The sequence below is a fragment of the Paludibacillus litoralis genome (genome assembly GCF_037646705.1).
Lineage (GTDB): Bacteria > Pseudomonadota > Alphaproteobacteria > Rhodobacterales > Rhodobacteraceae > Pikeienuella > Pikeienuella litoralis.
The window spans coordinates 192,028-206,931 of record NZ_JBBHER010000002.1; the positions used below are offsets into that span (position 1 = coordinate 192,028).

The 14,904-nt window shown below is 67.3% G+C and carries 12 protein-coding genes; 5 read left to right on the forward strand and 7 right to left on the reverse strand.

The window, feature by feature from the left end; genetic code table 11:
• Window positions 1-16: 16 nt before the first annotated feature.
• Window positions 17-1,258 (reverse strand): penicillin-binding protein activator, encoded by a 1,242-nt coding sequence (locus tag WG921_RS01975; RefSeq protein ID WP_340107519.1) that lies wholly within the window; start codon window positions 1,256-1,258, stop codon window positions 17-19.
• Window positions 1,259-1,348: 90 nt separating this feature from the next.
• Between WG921_RS01975 and rsmI the strand changes: the two genes are divergently transcribed.
• The 5 genes from rsmI to WG921_RS02000 are packed head-to-tail and all read left to right on the forward strand — an operon-like array spanning window position 1,349 to window position 5,173.
• Window positions 1,349-2,278: a 16S rRNA (cytidine(1402)-2'-O)-methyltransferase gene (gene rsmI / locus WG921_RS01980; protein ID WP_340107520.1), complete on the forward strand. Its 930-nt coding sequence runs from the start codon at window positions 1,349-1,351 to the stop codon at window positions 2,276-2,278.
• The gene (locus WG921_RS01985) at window positions 2,275-2,637 is read left to right on the forward strand and encodes a YraN family protein (protein ID WP_340107521.1); all 363 of its coding nucleotides are present in this window, start codon (window positions 2,275-2,277) and stop codon (window positions 2,635-2,637) included. Before rsmI ends, WG921_RS01985 begins: the two co-directional genes overlap by 4 nt.
• A 15-nt stretch (window positions 2,638-2,652) precedes the next feature.
• On the forward strand, window positions 2,653-3,267 hold the full coding sequence (locus WG921_RS01990; RefSeq protein WP_340107522.1) for a BON domain-containing protein: 615 nt from the start codon (window positions 2,653-2,655) through the stop codon (window positions 3,265-3,267).
• Between the two features lie 29 nt (window positions 3,268-3,296).
• On the forward strand, window positions 3,297-4,256 hold the full coding sequence (gene gshB / locus WG921_RS01995) for a glutathione synthase (protein WP_340107523.1): 960 nt from the start codon (window positions 3,297-3,299) through the stop codon (window positions 4,254-4,256).
• Window positions 4,256-5,173 carry an alpha/beta hydrolase gene (locus tag WG921_RS02000; protein ID WP_340107524.1) on the forward strand — a complete coding sequence of 306 codons (918 nt, stop codon included), beginning with the start codon at window positions 4,256-4,258 and terminating at the stop codon, window positions 5,171-5,173. The genes gshB and WG921_RS02000 overlap by 1 nt, the downstream gene beginning before the upstream one ends.
• Before the next feature lie 123 nt (window positions 5,174-5,296).
• On the opposite strand, the gene WG921_RS02005 is transcribed toward WG921_RS02000, so the two are convergent.
• The 6 genes from WG921_RS02005 to WG921_RS02030 form a co-directional block, all read right to left on the reverse strand.
• The gene (locus tag WG921_RS02005) at window positions 5,297-6,691 is read right to left on the reverse strand and encodes a glutamine synthetase family protein (protein ID WP_340107525.1); all 1,395 of its coding nucleotides are present in this window, start codon (window positions 6,689-6,691) and stop codon (window positions 5,297-5,299) included.
• A 115-nt stretch (window positions 6,692-6,806) separates the two neighbouring features.
• On the reverse strand, window positions 6,807-9,719 hold the full coding sequence (locus WG921_RS02010) for a FecR family protein (protein WP_340107526.1): 2,913 nt from the start codon (window positions 9,717-9,719) through the stop codon (window positions 6,807-6,809).
• A gap of 53 nt (window positions 9,720-9,772) precedes the next feature.
• The gene (locus tag WG921_RS02015) at window positions 9,773-11,092 is read right to left on the reverse strand and encodes a tetratricopeptide repeat protein (RefSeq protein ID WP_340107527.1); all 1,320 of its coding nucleotides are present in this window, start codon (window positions 11,090-11,092) and stop codon (window positions 9,773-9,775) included.
• A gap of 344 nt (window positions 11,093-11,436) precedes the next feature.
• Window positions 11,437-12,336, reverse strand: a complete 900-nt coding sequence (locus tag WG921_RS02020) for an ABC transporter permease (protein ID WP_340107528.1) — start codon at window positions 12,334-12,336, stop codon at window positions 11,437-11,439.
• Window positions 12,333-13,313 (reverse strand): ABC transporter permease, encoded by a 981-nt coding sequence (locus WG921_RS02025; protein WP_340107529.1) that lies wholly within the window; start codon window positions 13,311-13,313, stop codon window positions 12,333-12,335. The genes WG921_RS02020 and WG921_RS02025 overlap by 4 nt, the downstream gene beginning before the upstream one ends.
• A gap of 7 nt (window positions 13,314-13,320) precedes the next feature.
• Window positions 13,321-14,886 carry an ABC transporter substrate-binding protein gene (locus WG921_RS02030; RefSeq protein WP_340107530.1) on the reverse strand — a complete coding sequence of 522 codons (1,566 nt, stop codon included), beginning with the start codon at window positions 14,884-14,886 and terminating at the stop codon, window positions 13,321-13,323.
• Window positions 14,887-14,904 lie beyond the last annotated feature (18 nt).

The window sequence follows — 14,904 nt, forward strand, 5'->3', positions numbered from 1 at the left end:
CGGACCCACGCGCTCGTCAGGCGCCGGGCGCGCTTGTTGGCGCGGGATCGAGCTTGATCGGGCCATCCTTGGTGATCTCCATGACGGCGAAGCTGCGCCGGTTCAGCCCGTCTCTGGTGAGGCGGAACACGCCCGTGGCGCCATCATGCGCGCTGGCGGTGATCGCGGCGGCGCTGAACGCGGGCGGGCCGCCGGCGGCGGCCGCGCGCACGATGTCCGCGGCCGCGACGACCGCGTCATACCCGATGGTGGCGAGGGGCGAGGGGCGCCGGTTCAACATCGCGGCGAACTTGTCGGCGAAGGCCGCGTGGCGTTCGGGATCCGCGCTCACATACCAGCCGCCTTGCAATACGGATTCGGAGGCGTTGGCCGGGTCGTCCCAGCGGCTCAGGCCGAGATAGCGGTACTGGCGGGGCGAGACGTCGTGATAGCCGAGAAACGCGGCCACCGAGCGAAGCGCGTCGCCGGTGTCGGTGATCAGAACGCCGTCCACGCCCGAGGCGCGGATCTCACTCGCGTTGGCTTGGCTCGAGCCTTCGATTCCTTCAAAGCTGCGCTGATAGCCGAGGATCGGCCTGACCCTGACCCCGGCGCTCCGCCCCGCTTCCGGCGCGGCCGAGGCCACGGCCTGGCCGTAGCGGTCCTGGGGATGAAGAAGCGCGATCGAGCCCACGCCCTGCGATCCGGCGTAGCTGAACAGGCGCCGCATCTCGTCGCCCGGCAACTGGCCGAGCACCCAGACATTGCCGCCCGCGACGCTGGCGTCGTTCGAGAATGAGATGACGTTCAGGCCCGCCTGCGCCGCGACGGGCGCGACGGCGGCGGTGGACTCGCCGAGAAGCGGGCCGAGGATCAGCGCCGCGCCGTCGCGCACGGCGTGCCCGACCGCCACGGCCGCGTCGGCGGCGTTTCCATTGGTGTCGTAGATCTTCATCGTCAAGTTGGCGGGCGCGTGCTCCGAAAGCGCGATCTGGGCGGCGGCGGTGAGGTCCTGCGCCACCTGGCTCGCGCCTGGGCTGGGCGCCGTCGTCGGCGCGAGAAGCGCGATGATGACCGGGCCGTTCGGATTGACGATCGGGGCCGAGGGCTGGGCGGATGCGCCTCCGCCGCCCGTCCGGGCGCTGGCCCCGACGCGGGACGACGGCGATGAGGCGCAGGCCGTCAGAGCGGCGACGCCGACAAGAAGCGCGGCGGCGCGGACCGCACCGCGCGCCCGGCGGATGAAATATTCGGTCATGGCGGTTGCGCTCTGGCGCATGATCTGGATCTCCTGATTCTGACGGGCCGCGGCCGGTCCGGCGGTGGGCCCCGCCGGGCGCGGCGGGGGTGGCGAAGAGGAGGGAAGACTATGGCCCGGACCGGACAAAGTAAACGAGCGGCGCCCGCCGCGGCCACGTCGCCCGCAGCCTCCGACGGGGCGCGCGCGCCCGGTTTGCCGGCGGGGCTTTATCTGGCGGCGACGCCGATCGGCGCCTCCGGCGACGTGACGCTCCGCACGCTGGATGCGCTCGCGAGGGCGGATGTGATCGCGGCGGAGGATACGCGGCGCGCGCTGAAGCTGATGATGATCCACGGCGTCGCCCGCGCCGGCCGACCGTTGATCGCTTACCACGATCATAACGGGCGGGAGGCGCGCCCGGGCCTGCTTGCGCGGATCGAGGCCGGAGCGAGCGTGATCTGCGTCACCGACGCGGGAACGCCGCTGATCGCGGATCCCGGCTGGAAACTGGCGGAGGAGGCGATCGCGCGGGGGCTCCCCGTCACCGCGCTTCCGGGCGCGTCCGCGCTGCTGACCGCGCTGGTGGTGGCCGGGCTGCCCACCGACCGGTTCATGTTCGCCGGGTTTTCACCGCCGAAGCAGGCGGCGCGGCGGGCCGATCTCGCCGCCCTCAAGGGCGTGCCGGCGACGCTGGTTTTCTATGAGAGTCCGCGCCGGCTCGGCGCGCTCCTGGCCGATATGGTTCTGGTCTTCGGCGGGGCGCGGCGCGCGGCGGTCTGCCGGGAGCTCACCAAGATGCATGAGGAGGTGCGGCGCGGAAGCCTGGCCGAGCTTGCGGACATCTACGCGGGGCCGCCGCCCAAAGGCGAAATCGTCGTTTGCGTCGGCCCGCCGCTCGCCGCGCCCGCGAGCGAAGAAGAGATTGACGCGGCGCTCAAGGCGGCGCTGCGGGAGATGGGCGTCCGGGACGCGGCCGCGGCGGTCGCCGCCGCGCTCGATCTGCCGCGTCGCTCGGTCTATGCGCGCGCCCTCGCCCTCGCTGGCGAGGAGAGGAGATGAGCGAGGGCCGCGCGCGGCGCGGCGCGGCGAACCATCGCGCCGGGATGGCGGCCGAGGCCGGCGTCGCGCGGCTCTACGTCGCCGAAGGCGCCGCGCTCCTCGCGCGGCGTTGGCGGTGCCCGGCCGGCGAGATCGACCTGATCATCCGCGAGCCGGAGACGATCGTTTTCGTCGAGGTCAAGCGCCGGGTGAAAACGCCGGAAGAAGACCCTGTGGGAGAAAGGCAGTGGCGGCGCTTGGAGGCGGCGGCGGGGATGTATATGATGCGGAGCGGAACGGGCGACATCCCGCTTCGTTTCGACCTCGCCATCGTCGGCGCGGACGGAACGGCGGAGATCATCAGAAACGCCCGCATATGAGGCTAGAGGCGAGACATGAGCGGAAACTTCGGGCTCGCGCGCGCCACCGGCGCGGCGCTGATAATGGGGTGGGCTCTTTCGGGTTGCGTGGGGGCGACCATTGTCGGCGGCGCGCTGACGGCCACCGGTATTTCGGTGGCGCAGGAACGCTCCACCCGACAGGCGCTGACCGATACGGAAATCCAGCTGACGATCGACAACAAGCTCCTGAATGAAGACTACGGCCTGTTCGCGGACGTCTCGACAGAGGTGGTGGAGGGCAGGGTGCTCCTGACCGGGACCGTGCCGAAGCCGGAGCAGAGGATCCGCGCGGCGGAGCTGGTCTGGTCGACCCCGGATGTGGTCGAGCTGATCAATGAAGTGACGGTGGCGGAGGATTCGGGCGCGCTCTCCTATGGCGGAGACGTCTGGATTTCGACCCAGCTTCGCGCGAAGATCCTCGCCGACAAGCATATCAGCGGCGTGAACTACAATATCGAGACGGTGGACGGCGTGGTCCATGTGATCGGCGTGGCCCGGAGCGAAGCCGAGCTGGAGCGGGTGACGCGCCACGCCAGCCGGATCGACGGCGTGAAGGAGGTCGTCAGCCATGTGCTGCTGAAGCACGACGATCGGCGGGTCGCCGGCTGAGCCGCGCCGCAGAGGGGGAGGAGGACGAGATGAGCCTGAGCGTAGCCATTCAGATGGATCCGATCGAAAAGGCCGATATCGACGCGGACAGCACGTTCCGGCTCGCCGAGGAGGCGCAAGCGCGCGGGCATTCGCTGTTCTACTATCACGTCGAGGATCTCGCCTATGACGAGGGGCGGGTGGCGGCCTATGGCTGGCCGATGACCGTGCGGCGCAAGAAGGGCGATCATTTCTCGCTTGGCGAGCGGGAGCTGCGCGATCTCGCGACGATGGATGTCGTGCTGCTCCGGCAGGATCCACCCTTCGACATGAGCTACATCACCAACACGCATCTTCTTCAGAGGATCCATCCGAAGACGCTTGTGGTGAACGATCCGTTCTGGGTGCGGAATTATCCGGAAAAGCTCCTTGTGCTCGATTTCGCGGATCTCTCGCCGCCGACGATGATCGCGCGGAGCCTCGAACATATCCGCGCGTTCCGCCAACGCCACGGCGACATGATCCTGAAGCCTCTTTACGGCAATGGCGGCGTTGGCGTGTTCAAGCTGACCCAGAGCGACGGGAACCTGAACTCCCTGCATGAGATGTTCGCCGGCATGAACCGCGAGCCGCTGATCGCGCAGAAATACCTCCCCGCCGTCACCGAGGGAGACAAACGCGTGATTCTGGTGGACGGCGAGGCGGTGGGCGCGATCAACCGCGTGCCCGCGGCCGGCGAGACCCGCTCCAACATGCATGTGGGCGGCCGGCCGGAAAAGGTCGCGATGGACGACCGCGACCTTGAGATCTGCGCCCGGATCGGACCGCTCCTGCGCGAGCGCGGCCAGATTTTCGTGGGGATCGACGTGATCGGCGGGCTCCTGACCGAGATCAACGTCACCTCGCCGACCGGCATTCAGGAGCTTGAGCGCTTCGAGGGCGTGAACGCCGCCGGGCTGATCTGGGATGCGATCGAACGCCGGCGCGCCGCCGCGGCCCGATCTGGCTGATGTCCTTTCGTCTCGCCGGCATATCGCTTTTCCTGCGGCTGGTGGAGAAACCGCGCCTTGCGCGGATGAAGAGCCCGATGGACGCGCGGGCCGCGTTCGAGAGGGCGGCGGCGCGGATTTTCCGGACGCCGCCGGATGCGAACCTGTTCGCCGACCGCATCAGGGGGCCGGCGGGCGATATCCCGATCGAATGGGTGAGCAGAGGGCGGCCGGACCGGCGTTCGGTCGTGCTCTATCTTCATGGCGGCGCCTATATGATGGGCTCTCCGGCGACGCATCGCCATCTTGCGGCCCGGCTTGCGGGCCATTCCGAAGCGCGGGCGCTGGTTCCGGCTTATCGGCTGGCGCCGGAAACGCGGTGGCCGGGCGCGGTCGAGGATGCGCTCTCTTGCTATCGGGAGCTTCTGAACGCCGGTTATGATGCGGGCCGCATCGCCTTCGCCGGAGACAGCGCCGGCGGCGGGCTGGCGTTTGCGACGTTGATCGCGGCGCGGGAGGCGGGGCTTCCGGACCCGGCCTGCATCGCCGCCTTCTCGCCATGGATCGATCTGACGCTCAGCCGGAAAAGTCTGCGCCGCAACGCCCGGTCAGACCCGATGCTGCCGGCGTCGAGAGTCGCGGAGGCGCGGGATCTCTACGTTTCCGCCGCTGACGCCGGGGCGGCCACGGCGTCGCCTCTACTGGCCGCCATTCCATCGCCGCCGCCGGTCCTGATCCAGGCCAGCCGGATCGAACTTCTGGAGGATGAGGCGGCGGAGATGGCCGAAAAACTGCGCGAGGCGGGCGGCGATGTCCGGCTCGAATGGTTTGCGAGGACGCCCCATGCGATGCAGATATTCTGCGGTTTGATCCCGGAAGCCGACAAGGCGCTGGTCCGGGCGGGCGCGTTCATCCGCTCGAAGCTCGGCGACTCGTGAGCCGCGGGAAGGCCGGCCGGAGGCGATTGCGCGCCGCGCCTTCGATCTGCGCCGTCGAGGGGAGGCCCTAGGAGCCGTGGTTCTGATTTCGTGTCTCCGAAGCCGGCGCCGGGGCGACGCTTCTCAGACGTTCAGCAGAAGATGCTCGCGCTCCCACGGGCTGATCACGCGCATGAACTCGGCGTGCTCGGCGCGCTTCACCGCAGAATAGATGCGCACGAACTCCTCGCCAAGGACGCCGCGGAGCGCCGTGTTGTCTTCGAGATGGGCCACGCTCTCGAGCTGGCTTTCAGGCAGGTCGCGCTTCATCAGATAGGCGTCGCCGGTGGCCCGGGGGCGCGGCTCGGCCTTCTCCTCCATGCCGAGCCAGCCGCAGGCGAGAGCGGCGGCGATGGCGAGATAGGGGTTGGCGTCGGAGCCGATGACCCGGTTCTCCACCCGCCGCGCCTCGGGGCCGGATCTCGGCATGCGGATGCCGACGGAACGGTTGTCCACCCCCCATTCGAGATTGATCGGCGCGGACTGATAGGCGATGAGCCGGCGATAGGAGTTCACATAAGGCGCGGCGATCGCCATCGCGGCGGGGAAATGCCGCTGCTGGCCGCCGATGAAATGATAAAACGCGGGCGTGGGCGCGCCGGCCGCGTCCGAGAAGATGTTCCGCCCGCTGGCGATCTCGACCACCGACATGTGGACATGCATGGCGCTGCCGGGCTGGTTCTCCATCGGCTTGGCCATGAAGGTGGCGTAGCAATCGCATTGCATCGCCGCTTCGCGGATCAGGCGCTTGAACAGAAAGACCTGGTCGGCGAGGGCGATCGGGTCGCCATGGACGAGGTTGATCTCGAGCTGCGCGGCGCCGGATTCCTGGATGATCGTGTCGATCTCGAGCCCCTGCGCCTCGGCGTAGTCGTAGATATGCTCGATCACCCGCTCGTATTCATCGACGGCGGAGAGCGAGAACGCCTGGCTTCCGGTGGACTGCCGGCCGGAGCGGCCGACGGGCGGCTCCAGCGGGTAATCCGGGTCGGTGTTCTTCTTGGTCAGGTAGAATTCGATCTCGGGCGCGACGACGGGGCGGAGCCCTTTCGCGGCGTAGAGCTCGACGACGCGGCGCAGCACCTGGCGCGGCGCGGCGCCGGCGAGGCGCCCCTCGCTGTCCGCGAGATCATGGATGATGACGAGGGAAGGGTCCCCGGCCCAGGGGACGGCCCGCGCGGTGGAGAAATCGGGGCGGAGCGTGAGGTCGCTGTCCGTCTCGAAATCATGGCGCGAGACATCGGCGTATTCGCCGTTGATGGTGGAGATCAGGATGGAGACCGGCAGGCGCACATCCCCGCCCTGCATGAATTTCGAGGCCGGCATGACCTTGCCGCGCGCGATCCCGGCGAGATCGGGGGTGACGCATTCGATCTCGTCGATCCCGTTGGCGCGGATCCAGCCCTTCAGCGAGTCGGCGTCGGGCGTGGCCAGCACGGGAGAGTGGCTGAGGCCGAGGACGGGTTTGGTCAAGGACATGGGATGGCTCGCACGGAAAAGAACGGCAGCCTACGCCGCCGGCCTCCGGCTGAAAAGAGACATCGGCCCGGGCGGCGGGGCCGTGAGGCCCGCGGGCGCCCGCGCCAATGTCTTGTCAAGGATTCCCGACCTGGGTCGGGAGCCGGTCTCCGGCGTAGATTCCGGCGCCGATGATCGAATTGTCGTCCGTCCTGACTTCGAGCGAGCCCGCCGCCGCCCGCGCCGGGTCGCCGCCGGGGCCATTGAAAAAGTCGCCCTGCATGCTGAGCGTGCCGGCGCGCCCCATGATCTCGGCCTGCAGATTGGTGCCGGAAATGGCGGTTCCGTCTCCGGGGCCGACGTCGACGGCGACATTCGAGCCGAGAAGGTCGGTGAAGGTGGCGGCGCCGACCAGTTGGCCGAAGTCGAACTGCAAGTTGAAGTCGGCGCCGTCGATCACGTTCGAGCCGTCGACGATCGCGGAGACGACGGCGAAACCGTCATAGCTGGCGACGCCGCTGGTCGGGATGCCCGAGGTGATGTCGCCGGCGACGAAGGCGCCGAGATGGAAGCGCTGGTCGTTGGTGATCGGGCTGCACGCGTTCTGGCAGGCGATGAGCGCGCTTTCGGGGTCGGCGGTCGCCTCGCCCGCCCACCAGCCCCAGGTGAGGTATTCCGAACGCGGCGTGACGCCGGCCGGGAAGATCCCGCCATCGCCCACGAGCGCGGCGGACGCCAGCGCCCCGCGGAACACGTTCGGATCGCCGCCGACGGACGTCTGGAAATTCGCGCTGCTCTGCCCGTTGGTCGCGTCCCGCGCGGCGAACCGCCGGTCGTCGATCATCAGGCTCTTGTCGTCCTCGCCGCCGAACTGGACGAAAAGATCGAAGATCTGCGGAGATCCCTCAGACCCTGCGTTGTCGAAGAAGTTGTCGAGACTGAGATCCGCGGTGACGGAGTTGGTCGCCGGGTTGAAGTTTATCAGGGCGCCAAAGGAGCCGCCGCTATACCCGGCATATTCCACACCGGTCCCGAGATCGAGCCCGGTGGTCGCGGCGTAGCCGGTCAAGTTCGAAGCGGGCAGCGTCATGCGGTCCGCGATTGTGAGACTGTCGACCGCGTTGCGCGAGGCGACGCTGTGGTTGGTGAACGAGACGGTCGATCCATCCGTGTTGATCAAGAGGCTCGGGTCGCCGGTGTTGTCGCCGAAATTGGAGCTGTTCGAAAGCGCGAAATGCTGCGCGTCGGGGCCAAAGGCGGAGCCGCCGTCGCCGTCCTCGACGGTCGTGATCGGGGTGATGAGGCGGACGGGGCCGCCATCGACGTAGACCGAGCCTTCGTAAGCGCCGCTGAACGCCGGCGTTCCCTTCCCGGCCGCGCCGACATTGGCGGTGAACACGCCGAAAGCGGAGCTTTGGCCGTTGCCGGTGTCGCGGACCTGCAGGAAGGCCGCCCCGGCCTTCGCGGCGCCGCCGGTCGCCGCGCCGCCGGAGTTGCCGACAAGGGTGAGATCGCTGAACCCGTCGCTCGTGAACAGGCCGCCCAGGGCGGGAAAGAACGCGGCCTCGCCGGTGAGCAGGTCCGGGGAGATGGTGTAGGCGCGCGTCATGACGTCGTCTCCGGCGGCGTCGAGCAACGGGCCGCTGATCGCGCCGCTGAGAAACGCTCCGGCGCCGCCGCCCATCGTATCGTAGGTGGCGTAGGTGAACTCGCCCTCGGGGTCGAAGAACCCGCGCCCGGCGATGGCGCCGCGCGGCGAGGCGCCCTCATCGAAACCAAAATCGAAGAAACCAGGCGCGGTCGGGATCACGAAAGTCTCGCCATTGGCGGTCACTCCGACGCGCGATCCGGAGAAGACCTCCGTGAAGACGAACGTCTCATCGTCGACGGACGCCCCGCCCGTCACGCCGGGAAGCAGCGTGAGCGGGTTCACCGGCGGCGTGACTGGCGGGGTGACCGGTGGGGTCACCGGCGGCGTGACGGGCGGCGTCACCGGCGGCGTGACGGGCGGGGTCACCGGTGGCGTGACGGGCGGGGTCACCGGCGGTGTGACGGGTGGGGTCACTGGCGGCGTGACGGGTGGGGTCACCGGCGGGTTAACTGGCGGCGTGACCGGCGGATTGACGGGCGGATTCACCGGCGGGGTGACGGGCGGGGTCACTGGCGGCGTGACCGGAGGGGTCGTCGTCTGATCGTCCTGCAGGTCGGCGGTCGCGTCGTCGTCGATCGGCGTCGTCACCGATACGTCGGTCCGCTCCGTGGTCCGGTCGGACTCGCCGAAGTTGCTCTCGCTCTCGCCCGAGGTCGAGACCGGCTCGTCGCTGGAGGCGCCTTTCGCCTCCGAGTTGACGCCGGGCAGGTTGCTGGCGATGACGTCGGGATCTTCGGGACGGACGCGTTGCCCGGCCTCGCCGCGCCCGATCAGCGCGAGCGTCGTCTCCCGGATCAGAAGCCGGTCCGCCACCCCGAGATAGGTGATGACGCCGCCGACCGAGACTTCGGCGACGCCGTTCGAGCGGGAGATGACGATCTCCTCGCCGTTGACCGTGGTCACCCGGGTGTATTCGCCGGCGATGTGCATCACCCGGGTCGCGCCGTCGGCGCCGACGATGATGATCGACATGCCGCCGCGGATGCCGATCGTCGCCGTGGGCGTCCGCACCACGGCGTCGGTGGTCTTGGAGATCTTGCCGCCGATGAAACGGAGGACGCCCCGGGTCATGGCGACGCCGAACTCGCCGGTCTGGGAGGCGGGATCGTAGACGTAGCGGTCGAGAACCAGGTTGCTGTTCGGCGCGACGGTGAGCGACGACTGGTCGAGAAACAGGAACTGCCCCGAGCCGATCCTCGAACTTTCGATCCGCTCATCGAGCACGAGGTCGTCGCCGAGGGTGAGCGGCGTCGGCGTGGCCGCCGGCGGCGTGCCTTCGACATCGCTGTTGACCGCCGCAACCGCGCCGACGGTGTTCGCCGCTGCGCCGGAGGCGTGCGCCGCCAGGAACGCCGTGAGCGCCGCGGCGGTGAAATTCAGGGTCTTCGCCGTGGTCATGGCCCGCCCTCCCTTGTCGTTTCGCGCCGTTGTTCCGCGCCGTTGGGGGCGCGTCAAAAAGTGAGGCCCACGGAAAGGGCCGCGCCGAAATTCTCGATGTCGAAATTCGGCAGATTGCTGTCTCGGTAGAGATAATCGGCTTCCGCCTGGATGAACCAGCCGCCGCTTATATGGAAGACATGGCTGACGCCCGCCCTCAGGTCGATATCCTTCCGCTTCCGCGTCGGATCGACCACCGGATCGGGGTCCTCATACCAGCGCCAGGTGGCGCCGGCGAAACCGGAGACGCTCCAGAGCCGGTCGGTGAGGGAGAGGCCGCTGTCATAGCGATGAATGGCGGCGAGCCGGATGCCGGTCTCGTAATTGGTGTTGTAATCCTCGCGCGCCTGATCGGTGTCGAAAAAAACCAACGCGGAGAGCGTGTTCGCTTCATCGGGGGAATAGGACGCGCCGAACGCGGCGCGGTGGTTGTGCCCGTCATAATCGTCGCGATCGTCATATTCGCGCCATTTCGATTCGATGGCCGCGAAGACGTTCACCCGGTCGTTCAGGGTGTCGCTGTATTCGGCGCCGAGCCCGGCGCCGTAATAGAGCAGCTCGTTGCCGGAGCGCACGAGCTCCGCCGAGAGGAATGGCCGCAGCTTCGGGCCGAACCGCTTCTCATCCAGCGAGAGCCGGGGCCCGGTGGCGAGCGCCACGCTGTCGATGTCGCCGCGGGTCTCCTCCAGGTAGTGAAGGGAGAAGGCCGAAAGATCGGTCAGCCAGACATCGTCGTTCGGGCGGCCGAGATCGATGAAATGGCGCCCCTGCAGGGTGCTGCGAAAGCCGAGATCGTCGGCCTCGACGAAATCCTGATCGAGCAGCGCCGGATTGCCGAGAACGAGGACGCTGGGGTCGGGCGGGCCGAGATTGGCGTTTGAGGAGTAACTGGCGCCGAAGGTGGCGACGGCCGAGAAGCCGCTGGTCTGCGTCCGCCTGTCGATCTGGGAGAGAAAGACGTCGATCCGCCGGGCGACTTCGGGGGGCGGGTCGTCGTTGGCGAGCACGTCTTCGAAATAATAGCGGGCGTTCTCATAGGCGCCGAGCCGGAAATAGGCGGCGCCGAGTTCGACCTTGGCGCGCGCGAGGCCCGGATTGAAAATCAGCATCCGCTCCAGCGTGGTGATCGCGGCCTCGAAATCCCGAAGCTCCACCGAGACGAGCGCGTGCTGGAACATGATGTCGAGATCGTCGGGCGCGCGCAGCATGGCGTCATAGAGCGCCTCTTGCCGCGCGCGCATGTCCGCCGCCGCCACGGCGTCCTGCGCTTCGGCGACGCCGAGAGACGCGAATCCGGCGAGCGCCGCGGCCGCGCACAGTTTCCGAGCAATCATCCGACCCCCTCTTTTCGTCTCCTCCGTGCGGATCCCCCCCGCGCTCGGCTCAGGGTAGAGGTGTCTATCATAAGGTCGTGTGATTCAAAAATGAAAATTGACGTCAAATAATTGGCGACCTATTCGGGAGGCTGATCGCCGACGCCGCCAAATGCGGGTCGAGTCGGTCAAGATGATCGACATCGCCAACTCCAGATCGACGCCCGGCCGAGCTTTGCGCGTCTGGGCGAGACGAGAGCGCTTCGAGCGCGGGTTTGCCCGCCTGACATCGCTTCGCCGCCGTTGGACCTCCATCAAGGGCGTCAGAGCCGTCCGGGACTTTCAATCCCCTTCGGCTCAGGCGCTCAGGTCGCAGCCGACCGGCGGTGCGGGTCGACAAGATCGCGCAGCACGTCGCCAAGCAGGTTGAAGGCCAGGACGGTCACGAAAATCGCGAGGCCCGGGAAGGTCGCGACCCACCATGCGGTCGCCAGGTATTGTCGCCCGAACGCGATATCCCAGCCCCATGACAATGTGGTCCCGGTGATGCCGAAGAAGGCGAGGCCGCTCTCCAGTATCACCATGTAGCCGATCTGCATGCTGGCCGTGATGACGACCGGGGCGAGAAGGTTCGGCAAGACGTGCCGCCACATGATCGCCAACGGACGGGTGCCGCAGCTTCGCGCCGCCAGCACGAACTGCTCTTCGCGGATGCGCAGGGCGTTGCCGCGCACGATCCGCGCGTGCCAGATCCAGCCGGTGAAGCCCATCACCGCGATGATGTTGCCGATCTTCGGCCCCAGGATCGCCACCACGAGAAGCGCCATCAAAATGATGGGGATGGACAGGAGCACGTCGACGAAGCGCATGATCACCGTATCCCACACCCCGCTGAAGAAGCCCGCGACAAGCCCGAGCGTGACGCCGATGACGACGGCGATCGCGACGCCGGCCACCGCGGTGCCGAGCGAGACGCGGGCCCCGTAGATGATCCGGCTCAGCACGTCGCGGCCGTGGGTGTCGGTTCCGAGCACATAGGTCCAGGAGCCGCCCTCGAGAAACGCTGGCGGCTTGTTGCGGTGGACGAGCGCGAAGCCGTTGGGGTCATGTGGCGCGATCCATGGCCCGAAGAGGACCGTCACGATCAGGATGGCCACCACGGCGAGCGCGAATTGCGCCATGAAGTTGCCGCGCAGTTCACGAGCCAGCGCCGCGAACGGGCCGCGCCGCCGTCCAGCGGAGGCGGGAAGGGAGGCGTCGGTCATTTGAGCCTGATCCTCGGGTCGAGCCAGAGATAGAGAAGATCGACGAGAAGGTTCACGAAGACGAAGATGAAGGAGACCAGAAGCACGCCGGCCTGAATGACCGGGTAGTCGCGCCGCATGATCGATTCCACCATCAACCGCCCTATTCCCGGCCAGGCGAAAACGGTCTCGGTCACAACGGCGCCGCCGAGCAGCGCGCCGACTTCAAGGCCGACGAATGTGACCACGGAAATCAGCGAGTTCGGCAGGACGTGGCGCACGATGACGCCGCTACGGCTCATGCTCTTGGCCCGCGCGACCTTCACATAGGGTTTGCGCAGGTTCTCCATGATGTCGGTGCGGGTCAGCCTGGTGACGAGCGCCATCAGGAAGGTGCCAAGCGTGATCGCGGGCAGGATGATATGGCGCGCCCACTCCATCAGCGGCGCGCCGTCGCCCTGTAAGAGCGCCCGGAACGCCTCCGTGATGGCGGGGCCTCGCCCCATCGACGGCAACCATTGCAGATGCACCGCAAAGAACAGGATCAGCATGACGCCGAGCCAGAAATTGGGCGTCGAAACGCCGAAGAGCGCGACAAAGTTCGCGCCATAGTCGAGCGGCGTCTTGCGCCAGACGGCTGAAACGACCCCCAGAAGCACCGCGAGGGGCACGAACACGATCGCCGAGACAAGCGTGAGTTCGATCGTGTTGGGCAGGCGCTCGGCCAGCATGTCGAACGTCGGCTGACCGACGAACCAGGAGGTGCCGAAGTCGCCCGACAGGAGGTTGCCCATGTAGCGCAGGTAGCGCTCGTGCATCGGCAGATCGAGGCCGAGCGATTGACGGACGAGCTGAAACTGCTCGTCCGTCGCGTTTTCTCCCACGAGATTCACCGCCGGATCGCCGGGCGCGAAATTGAGGATCACGAAGACCAGCGTCGCAGCGCCCCATATCACGACAATCGCGTGCATGAGGCGCCGCAGGATGTAGGCGGTCATCTGATGATCAGGCCGGCTTCACATAGTGGAGCGGGATCATCTCGTCCGGTCGCGCCCGCCACGTGTGGTTCGTGGATATCCCGTAGGTGTTGGCCTGCAGGTACATGAAGATCCACGGCGCCTCCTCATATGCGATTCTGCACGCTTCCTGGTAGATCTCCGCCCTTTCCTGCTGGTCCGCGGTGCTGCGGCCGGCTTCGATGAGCTTTCCGACCTCGGGCATGTGGTTGCAGGAGAAGGCGCCTTCGTGGAGCAGGGTGCCGATATAGCTGTCGGCGTCGAAGGTGCTGTTGCCGCCCCATGACAGCATGTAGATCGGGCCCGCCTTCCGGCTGGTGATCCGGGTGGCGAGGGTGCCGGCGTCGTAGACGCGCAGCTCCGCCTTGATGCCGACCTCCTTCAGAAAGTTCGCGAGCGCCTCGGTCACCGCGGTGCCTGCGATGAGCCATCCGGGATTGACCTCGATCGTGGTGGTGAAGCCGTCGGGGTAGCCGGCCTCCTTCAGAAGCGCCTTCGCCTTTTCGGGGTCGTAGGGATAGGGCTCGAGGGAGGGATCATGCCCGGGGACGGTCGAGGGAAGGACGCTCGCCATCGTCTCGCCGGTTCCCTGAAGATAGACCTCGTTCAGAAGCGCGGCGTCCACGGCGTAGTTGAGAGCCTGCCGCACGCGCTTGTCGCCCATCGGCTCCATGTCGTAATTCAGGCCGGCGAGCACGATGCGGTTGCCGATGCTGGTTGAAACCATCGTGCCGTCGCGCGAATTGATGCGCTCGAAGTCCTCCATCACCGGCCGCGGCGCGATGTGCAGGTCGCCCGCCAGAAGCGCTGCGATGCGCGTCGCGTCTTCCTCGACCACCGTGGCCTTGACGCTGCGGATGACGGGCATCTCGCCCCAATAGTCGTCGTTGCGCTCGACCCGCAACACGTCGTCGGGCTTGAACTCGACCAGCCGGAACGCGCCGGATCCGACGGGGTTCAAGGCCAGGTGCTGCTTGTCGTGGGAGCTGTAGTATTCCGGCGCCATGATCGAGAGGGTCGGCATGAAGGCCGGCAGCATCGGGAATGGCGACCTGCAGACGAAGTCGACCGTGTATTGATCGACGACCTTCGCCTCCACCACCTCCGAGAAGGATTGGCGATACGGGGAGCCGGTCTCCTCGGCCAGCCGCCGGTCGACGGAAAACTTGACGGCGTGAGCGTCGAGCGCTTCGCCATTATGGAACTTGCCGCCCTCGCGCAGATGAAAGCGCCAGGTGTTGTCGCCGATGAAGCGGTATTCATGAGCGAGATAAGGTTTGAGCTCGTTCGTCTCCCCGTCGCGGAAAACCAGAGGATCGAACAACCAGTTCTGCGCGACGATGCAGGTGCGGATATTGGTCTGCTCGGGATCGAGATTCGGCATGCCGCTCCAGATGCCGATGCGGAACTCGTCGAAGCCGGTTTCCGCCGCGAAGGCCGGCCGCGTCGAGAAACCTGGGAGCGCGGCCGCCGCGGCGACCGCGCCGCCGGCGCCGGCGTATTTGAGAACCTCGCGACGAGACGGAATGAGGGGAGAGTTCTTGGGTTTAGACATGCTCTTGAGCTCCTGTCT

Excerpts from the sequence above, each read along its gene's own strand:
- gshB (WP_340107523.1), top strand. The coding sequence starts at position 3,297 with ATGAGCCTGAGCGTAGCCATTCAGATGGATCCGATCGAAAAGGCCGAT.
- WG921_RS02005 (WP_340107525.1), bottom strand. The coding sequence starts at position 6,691 with ATGTCCTTGACCAAACCCGTCCTCGGCCTCAGCCACTCTCCCGTGCTG.
- WG921_RS02020 (WP_340107528.1), bottom strand. The coding sequence starts at position 12,336 with ATGACCGACGCCTCCCTTCCCGCCTCCGCTGGACGGCGGCGCGGCCCG.
- WG921_RS01990 (WP_340107522.1), top strand. The coding sequence starts at position 2,653 with ATGAGCGGAAACTTCGGGCTCGCGCGCGCCACCGGCGCGGCGCTGATA.
- WG921_RS02030 (WP_340107530.1), bottom strand. The coding sequence starts at position 14,886 with ATGTCTAAACCCAAGAACTCTCCCCTCATTCCGTCTCGTCGCGAGGTT.
- WG921_RS02010 (WP_340107526.1), bottom strand. The coding sequence starts at position 9,719 with ATGACCACGGCGAAGACCCTGAATTTCACCGCCGCGGCGCTCACGGCG.
- WG921_RS01975 (WP_340107519.1), bottom strand. The coding sequence starts at position 1,258 with ATGCGCCAGAGCGCAACCGCCATGACCGAATATTTCATCCGCCGGGCG.
- WG921_RS02015 (WP_340107527.1), bottom strand. The coding sequence starts at position 11,092 with ATGATTGCTCGGAAACTGTGCGCGGCCGCGGCGCTCGCCGGATTCGCG.
- WG921_RS02025 (WP_340107529.1), bottom strand. The coding sequence starts at position 13,313 with ATGACCGCCTACATCCTGCGGCGCCTCATGCACGCGATTGTCGTGATA.
- WG921_RS01985 (WP_340107521.1), top strand. The coding sequence starts at position 2,275 with ATGAGCGAGGGCCGCGCGCGGCGCGGCGCGGCGAACCATCGCGCCGGG.
- rsmI (WP_340107520.1), top strand. The coding sequence starts at position 1,349 with ATGGCCCGGACCGGACAAAGTAAACGAGCGGCGCCCGCCGCGGCCACG.
- WG921_RS02000 (WP_340107524.1), top strand. The coding sequence starts at position 4,256 with ATGTCCTTTCGTCTCGCCGGCATATCGCTTTTCCTGCGGCTGGTGGAG.